A 21,651-nucleotide genomic window follows, 5' to 3' on the forward strand; every position below is an offset into this window, starting at 1 on the left:
ATCATAATGCACATGGGCGGAAGGAGATTTAGGCACCTGAAAGCAATATTACTTAAATGAAATTAAATCAATAAAGGGACAAAGATCTATTTTAACAGATTCTAAAGAGGATGTGGGGGAATGGTAAACTAAACCGGTCAGGTGTTACTTCGATCGCCTTTCACAGCTTGTACCGTTTCCAATGCTTGGCTCAAATGGCTGTACACAATATTCCCAACAACAATGGTATCCGCAACTTGGGCAGCTTGTCTTGCTTTCTCTGCTGTATCAATTCCACCGCCATAAATGAGATGTGATCGCTCCAATTGTCTATGTGTCTCGCCAACCAGCTCCATATCCCCGAAAGTTCCGCTGTACTCCATATATATAATGGGCAGGTTCAGTAACCGTTCTCCAGCTTGAGCGTAAGCAACCGCAGCCTCTGTCGTCAGTTCCGTATCTGCTCCGGTTAACCTCGCCACAGTCGAGTCCGAATGAAGCACAATATACCCCTCGGTAATCAGCAAATCCCACGGGATCAAATAGCCATAGCGCTCGATAGCCTGCTGGTGCTGTCCAATAATCCACCTGCTGTCTGTTGTGTTCAGCACCATCGGGATCAGATACCCGTCAAACCCAGGCACAACTGCCTCCAGATCGGATACTTCCAACACACAGGGCAGTTCATAGCGACGCACCCGGGACATCAGATCTACCGTATTATCATACGTAATACCTGATGATCCACCCACGATAATCGCATCCGTTCCAGACATGCATACCTGATCCAATGCCTCATCGGTAATTCCCCTGTCGGGGTCGAGCTTAAATACGTGTCTCCACTGCTTAATCATGTCTATCAACGAACATTCCTCCAGAGGTTCTTCTGCATCCTAAAAAGCTTGTAAACTAAGTCTAAGTCAGCAGACAGTAGGTGTCAATGTTCGTATAAAAGGCGAACAGAAAAAACACAGACTTTTTTGCTGTTTCCATCCCTAAAAAGTCTATGTCTCAAAATTGGATTCTCTTACGAATGTTTTTTAGTATTTATTAAGCCCCTTCTGGATCTTGATTGATTTAAGGCTTCCAAGCAAACCTTGTATTCATTTCTTCCATTTCCTGCTCTGTCAGGACGTCGGAGTACACCCCATACACACCCCATTTTTCATAATTGGCCGCCTGCCGGGTATCATTAATGGTATGCACATAGGTGACTGCCCCAGCCTTCTTCAGCTTGGCGACAAAGTTCTGGTTTACTTTATATTCCGGCATCGTTACAGCATCAATATCGTTATTTTGCACAAAATCAACAACTTGGCTCTCTGTATCTTGTGTAGCGTATAACGTGTAGATAATGGACGGGAAGTTGTAAACCTCCTTTACTTTTTCAAGCATAGGTTCATTATAAATCTGTACCACGACTCGGCTTAGAGCTGACGAATCATGTTTCTTCGCTGCATTGACCAATGATCGAAGCACTTGCTGGATATCTTCGTCCTTCTGCTCTTTGGTATCCGTTACAATATACATATCCGGGTACTTGGATAACACTTTCATAATTCCATCGGCATCCATTGGCTGGTACATGCCAAGAATCGGTGTGTTCATGAATTCATCGTGTGTAAGCGCCCCGGCCTGTTTATGCTCTGGCAACTCTTCATCCTGTCCCAGCATTTTGCTCATGTTAGCCGTCCACTCATGTCTGGCTACAGCTACGCGATCCGAAGTTAGCATGAAGTCTATTTCGAATACCCGTGTACCTTTTTCATAATTGGCAATCATCGCTTCATACGCGTTGGTGTAAGGCTGTTCCCGAATACTGCCCATCGCATGGGCGATTAATCGATAGTTTGCAAATCCATCACGTTGCTCCTCACTTTGACTGTCATGTGCCCAAAAGAGTGTACCCACAGTAACGAGCAACAGTATCAAAACGGCGGCAATACGTTTCATATCATTTACACATCCTTTGCAGACGTATTAGTCAAAGTAGTTTACAAGTATCACAAATTAATTATTGCTGTTCACTTACTATTAACGACGGTACATGTTGTGTAACATTACTTTTTGGTAACTAACTACCCGAATCAAGCAGGGGCAAAACAAAAAAGCCGCCCTGAGGCGACTTTCAATGGTGTGAGACAAGGATCAGATAAGGGAAGCCAGAGAGATCATTCAATTCATCTGTCGCTATCTGGTGCCCCTTCTCGTATCTACATGAAAACTCAATATGCATTTTTCAAACCATTGCGAATGGTTTCCCATATAATTTTAATATCAAATAATAAAGACCAGTTTTCAATATAAAAAATATCCTGTTCAATCCGATCCTCAATAGAGGTATCTCCTCGTAATCCCTTACTCTGGGCTAATCCTGTTATGCCTGGGCGAACATGATGTTTAATCATATACTTAGGAATTTCATCTCGAAACTGATTTACATAATACGGTCGCTCCGGTCTCGGACCCACCACGCTCATATGTCCTAACAACACATTGAAAAATTGAGGCAACTCATCTAAACTCGTACGCCTTATAAACGTTCCAAAGGCGGTACGACGTGGATCATTTTGAGTTGACCATCCTGTATCTTCCAAACCTTCAGGCATCGCCTTCATAGAACGGAACTTATACATCATGAAGTTACGTCTGTTAAGTCCAACACGCTCCTGTTTAAAGATAACCGGCCCTGCCGAGGTCAAACGCACCCCCAACGCTACAATGAGCATAATAGGAGATGTGAAGATGATTGCCGCGAGCGAAAACACAATATCAAACGCACGTTTCATAAGACGATTAATGGTACTATCTAGCGGAATGTCACGCACATTAATCATCGGCATACCTGCAAAGTTATCAAAGTGAGGCCGTGCCGGCAGATAATCAAAGAAATCAGGAATAATCAGTGTGCGCACTCCAGCCTTCTCACACACATTGATAATATGCGAATATTTATCATGTGCATCCAGCGGCAAAGCCAGAATAACCTCATCTACATAGTGCGTAGACAAAAATTCTTCCAGTTCATCGATTTTCCCTAAAATCGGGCTGTATCTCTTTTGTTCAACTTGATCCCAATGCCGGTAATCATCCAGAAAGCCCGTAACTTCATACCCGAGTTCAGGATAACTTTTGAGATTGTCATAGAAACGTTTCCCAAGTGAACCTGCTCCAAGGATCAGCACAAACTGACGGTTAAAGCCTTTTTTACGCAAGTGTTTTAATTGCAACTTCACCATATAACGATACAACAACGTGAAAGACACGTTACCGATCATATACATCGCAAGATATGCGCGCGAGATATTTACTTCTTTGAAAAAGAACATCAGACTCATCAGCATGAAGAAGGCTATGCCGTGAGATTGGATGATTTTCCAAAGTTCATCTACAAAACGCTTTTTGCGTTTAGGCACATAAAGTGAAGATAACAAACCTGCGAATATAGCAAGTACCGCATATACTAGGCTCCACATCAAATACTTTTCTATAGGTAGCGGGCTCTGGTTTATCAAGAGATCACTTTCAAATTTCAACCACCATGCGAGCAAAAAAGAAAGCTGGATAACACCAAAGTCAGATGCGATATACAATTGAGTTAAAAACCGTTGATTACGCCGAATCATGATTTCACCTCGGATGATACTTCGTTTTCCGTTCTCGTCGGTGTAACAGTTCTCTTCGAACGAGAAGGCAGAGATACCCAGTTACGCAGGAGGGATAACGTAAACTTTAAAGATATGCCCATCCATACGGCTCCGTTCATCAGTGGATTATATTTCTTTGCGTAGTGCTTGCGGTGGAACACCCACATTGCTCTATGAAACTCATACGTGATTTTCAAAGGTTTGCGACGGGCACTACCGCCTTTATAATGCACAATATATGTACGCGGATAGTAATAAATGCCCCACCCTGCCTCTTTGATACGATAACACCAGTCGATATCTTCACCATACATAAAAAACGTCTCGTCCAATCCACCAATCTGCTCAATGGTCTCACGACGTACCAACATAAATGCACCAACCAGACAATCTACTGGATATTCATCGTCTGGACTAAGATGCCCCAATTGATATTGATTAAACTTCGGTCGATCCGGGAAAAGCCGTGAAAGCCCAAACGCGTAGTAGAATGACGCAGATGGTGTGGGAAATCCTCTTTTGCAGGCTTTATCCAGTGAGCCGTCAGGAAGAATGACTTTACAACCGGAGGCCCCCATTTCGGGATGGCGATCCATAAAATAGACCATCGTATGGAGCGTATCTGGCTGAACGACCGTGTCAGAATTTAGGAGCAGAATGTAGCGTCCGCCGGCAATGTCCATTCCTTGATTATTGGCTACAGCAAAGCCGGTGTTGGCAGAGTTCGCGATCATCCGCACATTCGGATAAGCATGTTGAATAGCCCCAACCGAATCATCCCGTGAAGCATTATCTACGACGATAACCTCATATTGGTAAGAGGTCTGAGACGCATAAACTGATGCCAAACAATCCAGTGTCAGTTGACGTGTATTGTAGTTAACGATGATAATGCTAACGTCAACCTTATCATTTTTATTTATATGTGATACTTCGCTTAGTGAAGCATCGGTTGTATGAATCATTTTGAAAACTCCTGACTTCGTCTCATGTTTAACTATTGAAAGTATAGCATATGTTGGCATCAGAAGGGACTAAAAGTAGATTCAAGTTACAACTTCAAACCTTCTTCATTACATATATGAGTTTGAGAACAAGGTTATCCAGAGAGGCTTGACGGTAGAATGGCATATTCAGGACATAACTGATTCTATAATGCAAACTACGATCCCTCTGAAACAAAAAATGTTGTATGTCTTCTTGCTGTTGTGTAGATAACTGATCCTTATATATCTCAAAAAATGCACTTGCCTGTTTACTTAAAATAAAATGATTCTTTCCATTCATAAAACGATTCCATCTGTTCTTCCATTTTGTAAATAGTTTATCATTGCTGCCACCAAGGACATTCCCTTGATGCTGCCGATACAATATCATTGGCTCCTTATCGAAGATTACCTCACCAAAAGAGGCAACGAAAAGATATATCCACCAATCATGCATAATGATACTTGTTGGATCGGAGGGGAGATTCATTCTGAGATGCTCGAATGTAACTGAATTCAGAACTATGGTACAACCCACACAACAATTTTCGACCAAAGCATTGCACATACTGAGCGGTTTTGGAGGAAGCTGAGGCCATATGTTTAAATGATTCAACTCTTGATCCACCATTTGAGTAGAAGAACAATACATCAGAGGAATATCAGACGGCCTTGATTGAAGTTGTTCCACAGCCCTGCTGAGTTTGAAAGGCTGCCACACATCGTCCTGATCACAAAAGGCATAAAAATCATATTTCGGCTGCGTTAAACGCATCAGTTCAAAGAAGCTTCCGATTACACCTACATTCTCACCTTCAAAAATATGGAATCCGATCTCCTGGGGAATAGATTCAGCAAATTTACGGATTTTCAGGAGAGTTCCATCGGAAGAGCCATCATCCCGGATGTAAATATCCATCTCGATGTGGCGTTGTGCAATCAAACTTTCAAGTTGTTCCTCAATATACTTTGCACCGTTATATGTAGAAAGCATGACACATACTTTAGATTGGTTCACTCTGCACCTCAGATTTAAACTTTTCTTTTTATTATATACGAAAACTCCCGCCCGGAAATACAAGAGCGAGAGTTCATTATTGAGTACTAGATTTGTTTTGGTTATGACATAGAACGGATAAAATCACGTAAACCTTCCCGCCACGGGCGGAGATCCGTTAAACCGTTAGTACGAATCGACAAGTGATCCATTACTGAATTAACAGGTCTAGGAGCTGGCCTTGGAAACTGCTCTGTTGTGCAAGGTTCCAATTCAGCTTGAATGGAAACCCCGACAACAGTTTGAGCCTCCTCAAATATAGCTTGGGTAAACTCATACCAGGTACAATCTCCACAGTTAGAAGCGTGATATATCCCATACTTCTCTGTTCCCATTAGTTCGATAAGGAACAAAGCCAAGTCCACAGTATATGTGGGCGAACCTTTTTGATCATGAACAACCTGAAGTTTCGGTTTCTCCTGACCCAGCTTCAACATGGTTTTGACGAAATTATTACCGTGAAGGCCATACACCCAAGATGTTCGTACTACAAACCATTTAGAGCACAATGATTGTACCAGCCACTCTCCGGCTCGTTTGGATTTGCCATATACGCTTCGAGGATTCGTATCATCGTATTCCTGATAAGGAGTAGTCGATTGACCATCGAAGACGTAATCTGTACTGATATAAATCAGCTTGGCTCCGACTTTCTCTGCAGCTACAGCCACGTTACGTGTGCCTACTGCATTCACCTTATATGCACCATCCGTATCGGTCTCTGCTGCATCCACCGCAGTATACGCTGCACAATGTATAATGACTTCTGGATGATATGAAGATATAACCTCGTTACATTGAGCTTGATTGGTTATATCCATCTGGTCCCGATCACAAGCGAGAATGTCATGCCCCTCTTTTTCTAAAAGAAGCACAACATCCCGTCCAAGCTGGCCACTTGCACCTGTTACGAGAACCTTCATGCCTTATCGTCTCCTAAACGAGCTCCGTACTGCTTCTCATAGTACTCCTGATAGGCACCAGATTGAATACGAGTCCACCAATCCTTGTTATCCAAATACCACTGAATTGTTTCCTTAATTCCTGTCTCGAAGTTATGCTTAGGCTTCCAGCCAAGCTCGGTCATCGTTTTGGTTGGGTCGATGCCATAACGCCGGTCATGTCCCAGACGATCCTGTACATATTGGATTAGAGACTCAGGTTTTCCTAGCTGCTCCAAGATAGTCTTCACAATGTGTATGTTCGTCCGCTCGTTGTTACCGCCAATATTATAGACTTCACCATTACGTCCCTTGTGAATAACAAGATCAATCGCACTGCAATGATCCTCCACATAAAGCCAATCCCGAATGTTCAAGCCATCTCCGTATACAGGCAGAGCTTCATCATTCAGCGCACGTGAGATCATAAGCGGAATGAGCTTCTCCGGGAACTGAAGCGGACCATAGTTGTTAGAGCAACGCGTAATATTTACAGGCAAACCAAAGGTTTCGTGGTAAGCACGCACCAGCATATCTCCTCCTGCTTTGGAGGCAGAGTAAGGGCTGTTAGGTTGAAGAGGAGTATCCTCTGTAAACAAACCGGTTGGACCTAAAGATCCATACACCTCATCCGTCGATACTTGAACAAATTTGGTGATATTGTGTTTTTTAGCCGCTTCAAGCAGTGCCTGGGTTCCATTCACATTCGTACGCACAAAAACATCCGGTTCCAGTATGCTGCGATCCACGTGTGATTCTGCTGCAAAGTTAACCACTACATCTACACCCTGGCCAATCAAACGATCCATCTGGGCAGCATCCGTAATATCTGCTTTGATAAAGGTATGTCGCTTGTTACCCTCAAGAGATTTTAAATTCTCCAAATTACCCGCATAGGTAAGTGCATCTACATTGACGATTTCATAGTCCGGGTACTGCTCAAGCATATACATAACAAAATTACTTCCAATAAATCCGGCGCCGCCGGTAACGAGCAGTTTCATGAATGGGAACCTCCTAATTACTTCACTTCAAAATTAAAATTGATCTCCGCGTCCTTCAGCAATGGATGCCTCTGATCCTTGTCGGACAAGACCGGATTGGACGTAGGCCAATCAATTCCTAGTGCCGGGTCACTCCATAATATGCCGCGATCATGCTCCGGGGAATAGTATTCGTCTACTTTGTACAAGACTTGGGTGTCTGGGACCAAAGTACAAAAACCGTGAGCAAACCCTTTTGGAACGAGTAGTTGGCGGTGGTTGTGTTCGCTGAGAATTACACCAACCCAATTACCGAAAGTAGGTGATTCTTTACGGATATCTACAATTACATCATATATAGCACCAGAAATTACCCTTACTAACTTAGTTTGCGCCTTAGGAGCCGATTGGTAATGTAATCCACGTATTACTCCAGCTTCTTTTGAGAGCGAGTGATTATCTTGTACAAATTTGTAATTAATATCATTATCATTAAACAATTTTTCATTGTAACTTTCTGAGAAAAATCCTCTGTGATCACCGTGAACTGCGGGTTCAATAATTTTAGCACCTTCAAGTTCCAAAGCAACTATCTTCACATTTATGCTCCTTTCAAATAAAAAAATCAAAATAAGTATTTACGTTTCCGTAATCCATGGAAAACGAAAATTCCTTTCTATAATTCAAAGTTAAATACACTTCATTTCTGATCATGAAAATCTTGTTAAAAAGCCTAGATTGGCTGAGAAGATTAATAACCCTACGCCCGTAAACAATTAAACTCAGAATAGACCAGATCCTACGAATAAATTACAAACATATCTCATTAGAGAATTCATTCAAGTATTTTACCTTGCATCTGTACATTGTTTTTGTATTTTTTCATTATATTCCTATACATATAAAACGTGTCTATGCTTGGTGCCACCGTTTATACATTTGTTTCATTTTATTAAAAACCATGTAAATCCCTTTTTTTATCAACCAATATTGTACAAAAAAAACATAAATAAGCTTGTATCTACTTTTTTCAAGTGGCTGATTTTTTAAAAAACGAACTCCTTCTATGAGTCCTTCAACATAATCTTTAGATAGACCTAATCTCTTGAAGAAAGAATACTTCATACTAAACCCTATCATTATAAAAGGTAAATTAAATAAAATTTGAATAAAGGGCATATTTTTATGAATCAAAAAAATATTATTTCTTGCCGATAATCTTACTTTTAAGGAGGAGTATCCCCCTCCGGTAGTGGCACTCCCTATATGCAATATCTCTGCATTTGAACAAAGAATATTTCGAAACCCACATAGTCTTGCCCTATACCCAATATCAACATCCTCTAAATATGCGAAAAAACGTTCATCAAAGTATCCAACTATATTGAATAAATTCCGTCTATATATTGCAGCTCCTGCACAAGCACTAAAAACATCATGGTCTTTGTCATATAAATCTTTTCTCATGCCATGTCCTTCTTGATAAGCATTACCAAAAATAGTATAGGCATCTCCAGCATCATCAATTAAGCATGAATCATGATAACTTAACATCTTGCTAGAGCATGAAAAAATTGAAGAATCTTTATCAATGCTATCAACTAAATTCATCAGCCAGCTAGTTTGTGCTATTGTATCATTGTTTAACAGCACGACATACTTACCTTCAGCACTCTTAATTCCAATATTCACAGCTTTACTAAATCCCTGATTTGAATCCAATCTAATTATTGTTATACTTGGAATAAGAGACCGAGCTAGATTGATACTATCATCAGTCGAGTTATTATCTACTAATATTACTTCATAATTAGAGAATGTTTGATCTTTAAGAGAGCACAGACAATCTCTTAAATATTTTTCTCCATTATAGTTTGGAATCACAACTGACACTTTCATCAGTTAATTCCCCCTAATGTTTCTGTACAACATTTCAATCCCTTCTTCAACCGCCACTTTCGAATAAAAACTCATCTCAATCTTAGCCTTAAGAGGATCCAACACATTTCTTTTCACATCATAGCTTCGCTCAGTTTGATAATTAATTATGGCATCATTTCCTGTAACTAGTTCTAACAGGCGTATAATTTCAATTAAAGATAATCCTCTTCCAGTACCTACATTGAATACCGGTTCTGAATTATAACGCTTAGGCTCATACTGTATAGATGAAATAATTGCCCGGCACACATCTGAAATCTCAATGTAATCTCTTACAATATGCCCTTCGCCATAAATTGATATTGGTTCATTATTTAGAATCCGATGCATAAAAATAGATATTGCTCCGATTTTTTTATCTGGAGCTTGTCCAAAACCATAAGGATTCGCGACCCTAAGTATAACATTATGCATATTAAATAACTTGTTATACATTAGTAATATTTTTTCAAGAGTTAATTTCATATTTCCATAATGATTTAATGGGGAACAAGGCATATTCTCATTCAATAAATCAGCGTTCACTTCACCATAAACAGTGCCACCCGAAGACAAGAAAATGATCCTTTTTATTCCCACCTCTTTTGCAGCTTCTATTAACTCTATAGTTTTAATAACATCTTTAGAATATGGCTCTAAAACATTTTCCATTGAACTAGAAGGTGTGACACTACTAATCAAGTGAACGATCGTATTTTTACCTTCCAATAAAGTTCGGAAATTAGTTTCCGAAAAAAAATCACCCTCTATCACACTATACTTACCTTCCGGCAACCTTTTCCTGCTGATATCTCGATCATAAAGAGTTACTTCCATGTCCATAGAACAAAGCATTTTGACAAGCTCTGCCCCAATAAATCCAGCACCTCCAAAAACAATTGTGTTCATAGAGTTCTTTCCTTTCCACATTGTTAAAGTCACCAGTCATAGCTACCAGTGACTTTAAACAAATATTCAAAAACGATCATAATATCTACTCGCAAAATTCTGCATAGTGAATTGCTTAAACAATACAGAGGTATTCTCCTTATATTCCAAAAACTTATCAGGTTCAGTAGTCATCGTTTTCATTGCATTCACAATGTCATTAACATCTACAACGCCTTGACTTAACTCTAATAAAATTCCAGCTGACTTATTCTCATCTTGAGAATGAATCATATAACGAATTTCCCCAATGTTAGTAGATATTACTGGTTTGCCATACGCTAAATATTCAATTACCGAATTAGGTAAACTTTCCGAAATGAAATAAGTTGGTAACAATGCTACATCGAAAACCTTAACCCAACCGATCCATTCAGAGGGTTCTTTCAGATCCATAATAAAATGTATATAATCATAGTCTGTATATTTTTCTCTGAGTTTTTTAGAATATTCACTCTCGCCAACCAGAATCAGATGGGATTTTAAACTGCTTTCGTTATTTAATTTTATTATAGCTTGTATGCTCTCTTCCCAGCCTTTTTCTTTAATTGCACGTGAAACTAGGCCAAACACAAATTCATTTTGTTTAATACCTAATATAGTCTTGTCTTTTGGATCAATACTTTGTAAATCATATCCATAATATACCTTTTTAATTTTGTTGTAATCTGTTACCTTTACCTGCTCAAAAATCTTCAGGTTTTTATCCGTTGCATGGATAATATGATTAGCTCGTTCTAGAACCATAGGTACTATATTTATAAAATCATGGTCCCAATCGGGGTTCTGCTGAAGAGCCTCATAACATCCATGCATAGAGAGAACCCAATTTATATCTTTGTTTTCTTTTATAGCATTAAACACAATCTTATCAGACCACCAAATATGGGAATTCACTGTGTTAATATGAAGATTTTCAATTTGAGACTTTAACTCTCCCGCATCTCCAGAACTAGGTAATATATTCACGGAAGGAGAGATCATCTTAAGTACAGATTCGTCCACTAGCCAAGGCCTTGCATTATAAATATAAACGTTTTGATAAGTCGAGAAGAAATTTGCAAGCCTTATAACGAGCATTTGTCCTCCACCAACTTCAAAATCGGGCGTAACAAAAAGTAAATTTTTCTTTTCGCTCAAATAATTTGTTTCCGAATATTTTTTGACTGCATTTTTTTGAACTAATTCCATTTTATCTGCTAATTCCGGGTTATCAAAGATATTCTTACTACTATAACCTGCACAACCTAACCTTTCATAATCCTTCGGGATTTGTTCAAGAAATTTATCCAGCATACTCACAGGTAATTCATAGGTATTAATAATATATTGTTTAATATTTAGAAGCTCCCTATACAAGTCAACCTTTTGTTCATTTCTGCTAATGATACTTTGTGAGTGTCTTCGGTGGTAATTTAAAATTTCTGGTGTAAAAGAAATTTTACCTTGCTTAAGAACAAACAAATAACCAAACCAATCTCCACCAATTTTGTAATTCACCAACTCTTGGTCGATGCCTTCTAATGCAGAAGCTCTCATAAGAACTGCACTAGCATTAGGTATAGTATTTTTGATACCCAGACCTTGGACAACTTCGTCCTTTCCACTAATACAATAAGGTTCTACCCACTTATCAGTAGACAAATCATCAGTGTATTCAGTATAGCGGTAGTTAACTTTATTTGAATACTCATCTATGATTTGAGACTGCGCATAGGAAAGATTAACTTCTTGATCTTTAAATGCTGGAAGCAACCTTTCAAGCATAACAGATTCACATAAATCATCCGCCTCAGCTATCCAGATAATATCCCCTTCAGCTTCTTCAATTCCATTGATCCATTGACCAAAGCAACCCACATTCTTTTGATTCACAATAATCTTGTGTTTAATATTGCTCTCAGTCAAAATCTTCCTTGCCAAATTAACGCTGTTGTCACTCGATACATCATCCAAAAAGATAATTTCATATGGTTTTACAGTCTGGTTAATAACTGAAAGGAGTCTTTGTTCAATAAAAGATTCATAATTATAATTCGGAATAATTACAGAAACTTTATACTTAGATTTCTGATTGGTAGACGGATCGATACTATTCAATACGTTCCCAACATATTTTGTGAAATTAAACTTTTCCTCTATTGCTTTACGTCCCTTATTAACAATTGAGCTGTAAACCTCTTCATCACCTAGAATTCTCTCTAGTTCCACAGCCATTGCACTAACATCTAAATATGGTACTGGATTGACACCTAGCTCATTTAAGAGTTCGGGCATTCCCCCACCATCTTTAAAAGCAATAACTGGAGTGCCATTATCAATAGCTTCTAGTGCAATAGAAGGAAAGGGATCTTCGCGAGAAGTTAAAGCAAAAATATCTGCTCCTTCAAAAACAGGTAATGGATCTACCTGGAAACCAATCATATGGATATTCTGGCTAAGATCTAAAGCATTTGCATCATGCATCAACCACTTTTCAAGAATACCTTCCGTATCACCCATCCACACGAAATGCATATGACGAAGTTGCTTCTTGTGAACTAATTCCTGAGCTAGTTTAAAAAATAAATCAAGTCCCTTTCTAAGGTCACCGTATCCGCAACCTAAAATAACAACAGTATCATTGTCTAGTCCAAACCTTTTATGCAACTGCGTTTTCGCAAGCTCTTTATCCAAAGTCCTCGATCTTTTTTTATATATACCTTGAGGCATGATCAGAGCTTTCTCCTCATTAAATGGGAAAAACTCGACAAAATTATCTTTTACAAACTGATTAGGGAAAACCACTCTTGTTGCATATTGAGCTGCAAGCTTGGCAGCCTCTGTAAAGTTATATGTTTGAATTGATGTGGGTAATTCATGAATAAGCGAGATCGTTTCAATACCATTATCTTTAAGAATTTTAACTAGAATACTTGAAACTACTGAATTAGCTATACAGTACTTTACACCACTCATGGAAAGAGAGCGAATCACACCATGTACTTCTTTCTCATTTTCAAGAAAAGATAATGAATGTTGATGCAAACTGATAACTTCAGCAACTGTTGCAAATTCTTTTTCGAGCGGTCCCCCTTTAAGGAGGATTGCTATAACCTTTTTACCATATACATTCTTAAGAATCTTAATTATATTTAAAGATAAGATCGAAGCTCCTGCATTTTGAGCATCATGTACTATAAATAAAATTGCCTTTTCGTTGTTCACAGCACTTTTACTGTCAAACAAAACCTGATTGTGAAACTCAATGATATTCGTCTGAGGTTCAGTACTGTATAGCTTCTGTTTAACCTTGGTTAACGCTAATTTTAATCCAGATACTTTAATTTCCTGAAAAAACCTCTTGCGTAAATGAGGCTGAAGTTTAATAGTCTTATTAAATTTTATCCCGTACATTTTCAGTTTATTATACATATATTCACTTTTTGAGATTCCTATAAGCTCAAGTTGGCTAATATCAAAAGACTCAGAGGAATCAATATGAATAACAATTTTAGATATATTGAAATGCGTTTTTAGGTAAAATGGAACACTTTTGCCACTAAAGTTTCCAACATCAAATGTTTGAATTTCCCCATGTTCCCCGTGACAAACGATTCTTACTTTACCTTTGTCATTAGAGTTAAAGATACAATATATAAATTTCACGAATTTGATTTTTTTACCAACTGAGAAAGATATTTGAGCCTCTTGAAGCGGGTCACTAACATAAAATTGGTTGATTTCGTTAATCTCTATATTACTAGCATCATCCGCTTCGAAAGCGATAGAGTTTCTAAGCATGTTATTTTTTTTGGTGTTCCTATCCAAAACGGCATTAATTATATTCAACAAATGACTTACTAACATTAATCCACACCCATTTTCTTGAATTTAGAAATTACTCTCCATCTTTTTGATGAATAAATTCTATTTAATTCATCTGATTGTTCACTGACTTTTGCTTCAAGATTTTTAATCGTCACATTCATTTCTTTCATTTTATCTTCCTGTAGTAAAAAGGTTTCCATACACTTATCTACTTGTTGTTTACTTTCATTTATGCATTTTTTATTTTCTTCTAGCTCTTGTGTTAATTTTTTTACTAACAAGTTCAGTTCTTCTTTCTCTTTTCTTAGCTCGTATATATCTGATTCATATTCATCGTTCTCTTTCTTCAGGTTCTCTTTTTCTTGCAAGAGATTGTCTAATATTTCTTTTAGTTTATTTAATTTTTCGTTAGAAAAGTGGACCACATCACTTCGTTTATCTAATTGATCTAAAAGTTTAGATTGTTCTTTATCGATCCCCTCAATATTTTCCAACAGAACATCTATAAACTTGTATTTATCAAACTCATGATCAAGTATAGAGATTGTAATTACAATTTTTTTTAAATCAATAAAGTCATGAAGATCCATTATGATCTGTGGATCAGAATTGAAGAACACAAAAAAGCCATCATTTACGTATTCCGCATTCGTCTCATAAGATTCAATTGTATGAGTTGTTCCATCCTTCGCAATAAGCTCTATATTTTCAATTTTTATTGAACAACAGACATTCAACGGATCAAATCTAAGTCTGCTCACCTTTTCAAAATTATCTAGTTCAAAAATGATCTGGCCAGAATACTTTTTATTATTTATAATCGTTTGACTTTCTCCAAATCCGGCGCCCGTATCAATATATAACTGCGAAAAATAGTAATCACTACGCACAGGAATATCTCTGATTAAACTCGCTTGAGACATCGATTCTTTCTTCTTTATCTTTAGCACGTACTGATATACATCACCGAAGTCACGTGTCTTTAGATAAGCTGAAACGGAATTGGGGAGCCCATCAAAAAAATTACTAATCTCCGTTTCTCCAACCCTTTTTATTACAGCAGTTTCCTTAACTGTGACATAACCACTCGATTCTATCATATTGATCAACGTAGGGTAGGTGAAAAATCGGATGTGCGTATCATCTAAAATACCAACCGGTCTGTACTGAAATTTGTTGTGCATCATTTCAATGATTACACTGTTATGTGCAATGTTAGGAATCGAAATACATACAGAACCATCTTTCTTCAATAAGGAAGCAGCAGATTCTAAGACACGCTGTGGGTTATACAAATGCTCCAAGACGTCTGCAAAAATAATATAGTCAAACTTTATATCACTAAACTTTTCTAGCCAATCTAATTTCTCAATATCTCCTACAATTCCCTCTTTTGCATATTGTAAAGCTCTCTTCGCAGCCTCCTGATCTATCTCCACGATATAAACATCGCACTGTAAATTCTCTTTCAAGTGACGAGTTAATCTTCCTGCTGCCGGACCAAATTCCAGCACTGTTGTATGAGCTTCAATTTCTTTAGCTATGAGTGCCAAGGAGTTATTGGAATTCAAGTCGAGTTCGAAATCATATTTCATTTTCAGCCTATCCTTTCATACTCCAAGAATGAGGTAAGATACAAAGACCTTCAGCTACATAAGGGGCTTTTACAAAGAAGTCACAGATCTGTGCTTTATAATCTATGGGAACATGAGCATTTTTTTCAAACAAAGCAACATCAAAATAATAACTGCCACCTAGAAGATAAAAATCTGAATAATTTAAATATATAGTATTTATTCCTTTGTTATAGTTTATTTGTACTTTATCTAACAAGGTATTAAGACCACAAACATAAATATTGTCAATTGTATGCACGGCCACTCCTAATACAATATCTATATCCTCTTGATTCATCACAAAATCAATCTTGACCTTGAAATTCTCACCGTTTTTTATCTCGGTAATTTGCTCATTCGTCTGATTTATAATAGATACACTTTCAACAAATCCTACGATTTCTTTGTTTAAAACCCTTGTCTCTGAAGGCACTTTACCAAATACCGGCTTCTTTAAATTGCCATCACCATACTTTAAAAAGTCAGTATAACGATCACATACGGTTTCTGTGTCACCTTGCGCCTCTATTTTGCCTTGGTTAATCCATATTGCTCTTGTACAGTATCGTTTGATACTATTAATATCATGAGACACGAATAGAATAGTCTTCCCATTTTCCCTGAACTCGTTAAATTTCTCCATACATTTCAATTGAAATTTTAAATCGCCCACAGCCAAAGCTTCATCTACGATTAAGATCTCGGGATCTACATTTATTGCAACAGAAAATGCTAGCCTTGCAAACATCCCACTTGAATATGATTTTACAGGTTGATGAACAAAATCGCCTATATCAGCAAATTCTAAAATTGAGGGTAGCTTCTCTTCCATTTCTTCTCTTGAAAAACCCATCATCATTCCGTTAAGAAATACATTTTCTATCCCCGTATATTCTGGATTGAAGCCTGCTCCCAACTCAAGCAACGCCGATATTTTGCCTTCAACAGATACATCCCCTGAGCTAGGAGACACCACTCCTGTGATAATCTTGAGTAGTGTGGACTTTCCAGCTCCATTTTTCCCAATCAGACCAACGATCTCGCCTTTGCTTATAGACATGGATATATTATTTAGCGCAAAAAAATCCTTATGATACTTTCTCTTTTTAATACTTAGAGATTCTTTCAATCGAAGAATAGGCGAATCATATAATTTATAAATCTTTGAAATACTTTGAATTGAAATAATTGAATTCTCCATGTTCACACCATCCTACAATACATCAGCAAAGTGAGGTTTAAGTTTTTTCATAATGATTATACCAAGAAAAAAGAATACAGCAGCAAGTAACCAAAAATAAATAGATTGATTATACCTTTCCCAGAACCAGACCTTATAAATCAGGGAATCTCTGTATCCCTCAACAATATAATAAGCTGGGTTAATCTTTAGCATCCACCTGAATTGGCTAGGAAGCATGGCTGAATTCCATAATATTGGCGTAAGCCACATTCCAAACTGTAGCACCAAGCTAACAATCTGACCTAAATCTTTGAAAAACACAATCAAGGAACTCGTAATTAATGAAATACTATACACCATAACGAAAGCAGCGATAGAATAGTAAATCAACTGAATATAGTAGATATCAGGGTACAAGCCATATACTCCATAAATAAGTAAAGTAATAAGAATGAAAAAAATATGAACATATCCACTCGATATAATCTTCATGAAAGGAAGAACACGAATTTGGAAGACAACCTTTTTGACCAAGTAATTATATTCTATAAGTGAATTGGTTGAATTCCCTAAGGATTCGGCAAAAAAGAACCACGGAACAATTCCTGCAACCAACCAAAGTATAAAGGGTACATCTTGAACTGGTCCCGATCGAAAGCCTACTTCAAATACAAACCAATAAATAAGGACTGTAATGACAGGCTGTACAAATGCCCAAACAACACCTAGATAAGAGCCAGCATATCTTGTTTTGAAATCATTTAACGATAAACGATAAATGAGCTCTCGATGGTCTTTCATTTCTCTTAATAGATTAATAATATCTTTCCTAATTCTTAATAATAAACACATAACTATGGACACAACTAGAGAAATACCAATTGCGAAAAATTGTTTAACATATGCATTATCTCTAAGGATCTCATTTTTAATACTGTTAGGAATGGAGACATAAACATATGGATCTGTACCATCTGTTTGAAATGTAACACTAGACTCATTAATTTCAATCTCTGATATCTGGTTACTATTCTTCATAGTTACATTATTCAGTGGCAGATCATAACCTTGATATAAGGAAGTCAGTTTCAAATCGGCCAAGATTGGCTTAGATGGTTGTGTCCCTAAGTCAAATCTGATTTTAAATACATTCGTGTCCATTTTAAATTTCAATTCTTGAACAGCATTAGGTGTAACATAGCTTGCTTTTACGGAATTTTCTTCAGTGAGTTCGTCATCAGCTGAGTCTAATAGATAAAGTTGAAAATCATCCTTGTAATTGTTCGTGATGTTTGCCTTCAGATGCATCGTAATAGGAGTTTTTATGACAATATTCAACAAAAAAGAACATGCAAAAACTAGTATAAAAAATATTAAAATCCACTTAAATTTCTTATGCCCATGCAAAAAAATTACCCCTTTAATCAGAATTCAAATATACATCTAGCCATTAGCTACGATATCTAATAAATAGCGACCATACTCGGTCTTTAAAAGCGGCTCAGCCAAAGTAGACAATTGGGAACTATTAATATAGCCCATACGGTAAGCAATCTCCTCTAAGCAAGCGATATACAGGCCTTGGCGTTTCTGGATAGCTTCCACAAAATTAGACGCTTCTAATAAAGATTCGTGCGTACCAGTATCTAACCAAGCCATTCCCCTTCCTAGGAGTTCAACCTTTAATTTTGATTTTTTGAGATACTCTTCAATGACTGAAGTGATTTCAAGCTCCCCTCGTGCTGATGGAGACACATGTTTGGCGATGGATACTACTTCGCTATCAAAAAAATATAAACCCGGTACTGCGTAATTAGACTTTGGCTTATCTGGCTTCTCTTCAATTGAAAGTACATTTCCGTCTGAATCAAATTCTACTACTCCATATGCTTTAGGATCTTTCACATTACATCCAAAAATAACAGCACCTTCTGTCATTTTTGCGGCTGTTTGGAGAGTTTTAGTGAAGTTCAAACCATAAAATATATTATCTCCAAGAACTAGAGCCACAGGATCTCCATTAATAAACGACTCCCCAATGACAAATGCTTCTGCAAGTCCATGCGGATGTTCTTGCACACTATATTCTATTTTGATGCCTAGTGATGCACCACTTCCAAGAAGCTCTTGAAATAATGGAAGATCTCTGGGAGTAGAAATTAATAATATCTCTTTGATACCTGCTAACATTAGCACAGATAGCGGATAATAAATCATTGGTTTATCATAGATTGGTAGCAATTGTTTGGAGACAGCCCTTGTTAATGGATACAACCTTGTTCCCGAGCCTCCAGCAAGAATAATTCCTTTCATTCCTTACTCCTCCTAAATTTATGAATGTATCTATTTAGAACAAATCAAAGACAAGTGTTTTACTATTGAAATATATGCTAGAATATTGTCATATCTACAAGTAGAGAAGAATTATACCTTGTCGAATTCAGTATACGGGAAATAGACAGGAACGTCGACCCATGACGAGAAATGGCCATCTTTGTTCTAAGTATTAATTACTGGCATTGTACTATCATGGACCAAGACATCATTCCAGGCTACGTACCTTGATTTAAGGATTCAAGCTGGAAGAGAAAAGAGACTGGCTGACGATCATAGCGCTTCTAAATACATTTGTCATATATTATATTTTCAATCTCAGCAACCTCTCATTAATTGCAATGAATATGATATCCGCACAATGTGTCTGTTTTTTTTAACTATGTCATAAATAACCTTTCGTTTCGAATCAGTGTTTTAAAGCACTAATGCATATGTAGCCTACTAATGGCATTCTTGTTCGTAACCTTATTCTGCCTGGATAAAATCCAAAACTTGGAACTGGCAGATGACTCATCAAGAATTACTAGAATCGTGAAGAACGATAATACTAAGGTGTCTGAAATATTGCAAAACACACCCACCCACACTATATCTAGGATATTAACTGGTACAAAAATTTTATTGCTCATCTTATTATTTAGAAACTAGGTTAGAGAGGAGCAAGATACGATGACGTAAGAGAAGTACTTCACTACTTGCTTGAATGCTTACGAACGATACAACCAAGGTTGGCATAATCATCTGATTCAAGAAGATTCGGAGGATAAATAACTAATGGAACTACTAAATAAAATGCAATAGTACCTTAGGCTTAACTAGAAGCATTGAGAATTTACTGGGACTGTCCCTTTGAGCCGCTCCAGTTTAGTGTAATTCTGCATCTTAGACTATACCACAAGCATGCAGGCTATCTTTCCCAATTAGGCAAACTGACAAGAGATAAAAGTATCGGGTTGAACAAATCTAGAATCACCTCCTCATGGGCCTGATTATCAATGCGTTTAAGGAAAATTCTTAATAGCTTTATGAATTCATTCCATTGAAGGTTTTACATCAAAAAAGCGAGGGATTAGTAAATTGGTAGGTCGAAAGAATAACTTTGATTTGTTGAGGTTAATAGCTGCTATCGCAGTTATATTTTCTCATTCATTTGCTATTTCGCAAAATAATTATGCTCTTGATCCGCTAGTTGGTTGGACCAACAATCAGATCTCATTTGGTGATTTAGCAGTTGCTATGTTTTTTATTATTAGTGGTTTTCTTATTACACAAAGCTATGATTACAGAAAAGACCCTATCTATTTTTTAAAGGCAAGGATACTGAGAATATTTCCAGCTTTAATTGTAGTTATATTGATAACTACATTTATCATGGGGCCAATCTTAACAACATTTTCCGTAAAGGAGTATTTCAACAACCCCCAAACTTATATGTATTTAGGGAATATTTTACTTCATCCTATTCAGTACTATCTACCAGGAGTATTCGAGAACAACATATTAAAAGGTGTCGTGAACGGTTCGATATGGACTTTGGTATTTGAAACCTGCTGTTATGTCATTGTATTTATTTTAGGAGTCTTCAAAATGCTCAGAAAGAGCACATCAGTAATATTACTTACTTCCACTATTTGCATATCTATGATGCCACAAATCCCTCATAGTGATTTCACTTATAAACTCACTTTTTTAGGAGGATATTTTTTTGGTGGAATGGTTTTATATATGTTTAAGGATTACATCAAAATCAGCCATTTTTACGCTATAATCTCTATATTTATTTTCATACTAGCCGCGAATTATGGAGGTCTTGTTAAATCGGTTATACCTTTATTCGGCTCTTACCTGGTTTATTATTTTGCTTTTCATCAATCCTTTAATTTTAGCAATGTTTCAAAGTATGGTGACGTATCTTACGGAATATATATTTACGCTTTTCCTGTTCAACAAATATTGGTTCAGCTCTCAGGTGGAGAAATGAATGCAACTATTAACTTCATGTTAACATTAGTATTATCAGGTATATTTGCATTTTTATCGTGGCATTTAGTGGAAAAGAACGCTATGAAGTTAAGAAAAATTAAAAGAACTAGTTTGAGCGTCCAAGTGAATCGTGTTATAGATTGATAAGCCAAACGTCCCTTAATAATAAAACCGCTCTGTGAGAACATATGATACACCCCCTTTAAGTAGATACAAAAAACTTCATGTTAGCATGATGTTCTAGTGACACTCGGAGGGGAT

The 21,651-nt window shown here is 37.2% G+C and carries 16 protein-coding genes; 1 reads left to right on the plus strand and 15 read right to left on the minus strand.

The annotated features are described in order from the left end of the window. Nucleotides 1–137 precede the first annotated feature (137 nt). The 15 genes from pcrB to rfbA form a co-directional block, all read right to left on the minus strand. Nucleotides 138–842, minus strand: a complete 705-nt coding sequence (gene pcrB, locus ACT89M_RS25125; protein WP_487344866.1) for a heptaprenylglyceryl phosphate synthase — start codon at nucleotides 840–842, stop codon at nucleotides 138–140. 214 nt (nucleotides 843–1,056) lie between these two features. Further along, nucleotides 1,057–1,932 (minus strand): phosphatidylinositol-specific phospholipase C/glycerophosphodiester phosphodiesterase family protein, encoded by an 876-nt coding sequence (locus ACT89M_RS25130; RefSeq protein ID WP_487344867.1) that lies wholly within the window; start codon nucleotides 1,930–1,932, stop codon nucleotides 1,057–1,059. A gap of 272 nt (nucleotides 1,933–2,204) precedes the next feature. After that, a complete protein-coding gene (locus ACT89M_RS25135) occupies nucleotides 2,205–3,605 on the minus strand; it encodes an undecaprenyl-phosphate glucose phosphotransferase (protein ID WP_487344868.1) in 1,401 nt (466 codons plus the stop codon). Then, nucleotides 3,602–4,591 (minus strand): glycosyltransferase family 2 protein, encoded by a 990-nt coding sequence (locus ACT89M_RS25140; protein ID WP_253500551.1) that lies wholly within the window; start codon nucleotides 4,589–4,591, stop codon nucleotides 3,602–3,604. The genes ACT89M_RS25135 and ACT89M_RS25140 overlap by 4 nt, the downstream gene beginning before the upstream one ends. Before the next feature lie 94 nt (nucleotides 4,592–4,685). Then, a complete protein-coding gene (locus ACT89M_RS25145) occupies nucleotides 4,686–5,630 on the minus strand; it encodes a glycosyltransferase family 2 protein (protein ID WP_487344869.1) in 945 nt (314 codons plus the stop codon). Nucleotides 5,631–5,731: 101 nt separating this feature from the next. Further along, nucleotides 5,732–6,592, minus strand: a complete 861-nt coding sequence (rfbD, locus tag ACT89M_RS25150) for a dTDP-4-dehydrorhamnose reductase (protein WP_154891263.1) — start codon at nucleotides 6,590–6,592, stop codon at nucleotides 5,732–5,734. Further along, entirely contained in the window at nucleotides 6,589–7,614 is a 1,026-nt protein-coding gene (gene rfbB, locus ACT89M_RS25155) for a dTDP-glucose 4,6-dehydratase (RefSeq protein WP_253500549.1), read from the minus strand. The genes rfbD and rfbB overlap by 4 nt, the downstream gene beginning before the upstream one ends. A gap of 17 nt (nucleotides 7,615–7,631) precedes the next feature. Next, on the minus strand, nucleotides 7,632–8,192 hold the full coding sequence (gene rfbC, locus ACT89M_RS25160; RefSeq protein ID WP_487344870.1) for a dTDP-4-dehydrorhamnose 3,5-epimerase: 561 nt from the start codon (nucleotides 8,190–8,192) through the stop codon (nucleotides 7,632–7,634). Between the two features lie 313 nt (nucleotides 8,193–8,505). Next, complete coding sequence (locus ACT89M_RS25165; RefSeq protein ID WP_487344871.1) at nucleotides 8,506–9,492, minus strand: glycosyltransferase family 2 protein; 987 nt, start codon at nucleotides 9,490–9,492, stop codon at nucleotides 8,506–8,508. A 3-nt stretch (nucleotides 9,493–9,495) separates the two neighbouring features. Then, nucleotides 9,496–10,422, minus strand: a complete 927-nt coding sequence (locus ACT89M_RS25170) for an NAD-dependent epimerase/dehydratase family protein (RefSeq protein ID WP_487344872.1) — start codon at nucleotides 10,420–10,422, stop codon at nucleotides 9,496–9,498. A gap of 66 nt (nucleotides 10,423–10,488) precedes the next feature. Next, nucleotides 10,489–14,295, minus strand: a complete 3,807-nt coding sequence (locus tag ACT89M_RS25175; RefSeq protein WP_487344873.1) for a glycosyltransferase — start codon at nucleotides 14,293–14,295, stop codon at nucleotides 10,489–10,491. Nucleotides 14,296–14,309: 14 nt separating this feature from the next. Then, complete coding sequence (locus ACT89M_RS25180) at nucleotides 14,310–15,842, minus strand: class I SAM-dependent methyltransferase (protein ID WP_487344874.1); 1,533 nt, start codon at nucleotides 15,840–15,842, stop codon at nucleotides 14,310–14,312. A 31-nt stretch (nucleotides 15,843–15,873) separates the two neighbouring features. After that, nucleotides 15,874–17,088: an ABC transporter ATP-binding protein gene (locus ACT89M_RS25185; RefSeq protein WP_487344875.1), complete on the minus strand. Its 1,215-nt coding sequence runs from the start codon at nucleotides 17,086–17,088 to the stop codon at nucleotides 15,874–15,876. A 12-nt stretch (nucleotides 17,089–17,100) separates the two neighbouring features. Beyond that, nucleotides 17,101–18,477 carry an ABC transporter permease gene (locus ACT89M_RS25190; protein ID WP_487344876.1) on the minus strand — a complete coding sequence of 459 codons (1,377 nt, stop codon included), beginning with the start codon at nucleotides 18,475–18,477 and terminating at the stop codon, nucleotides 17,101–17,103. Nucleotides 18,478–18,513: 36 nt separating this feature from the next. Further along, complete coding sequence (gene rfbA, locus ACT89M_RS25195; RefSeq protein WP_487344877.1) at nucleotides 18,514–19,383, minus strand: glucose-1-phosphate thymidylyltransferase RfbA; 870 nt, start codon at nucleotides 19,381–19,383, stop codon at nucleotides 18,514–18,516. Nucleotides 19,384–20,484: 1,101 nt separating this feature from the next. Between rfbA and ACT89M_RS25200 the strand changes: the two genes are divergently transcribed. Continuing rightward, on the plus strand, nucleotides 20,485–21,534 hold the full coding sequence (locus ACT89M_RS25200) for an acyltransferase family protein (protein ID WP_487344878.1): 1,050 nt from the start codon (nucleotides 20,485–20,487) through the stop codon (nucleotides 21,532–21,534). Nucleotides 21,535–21,651 lie beyond the last annotated feature (117 nt).

Source organism: Paenibacillus sp. NN59 (genome assembly GCF_057597225.1).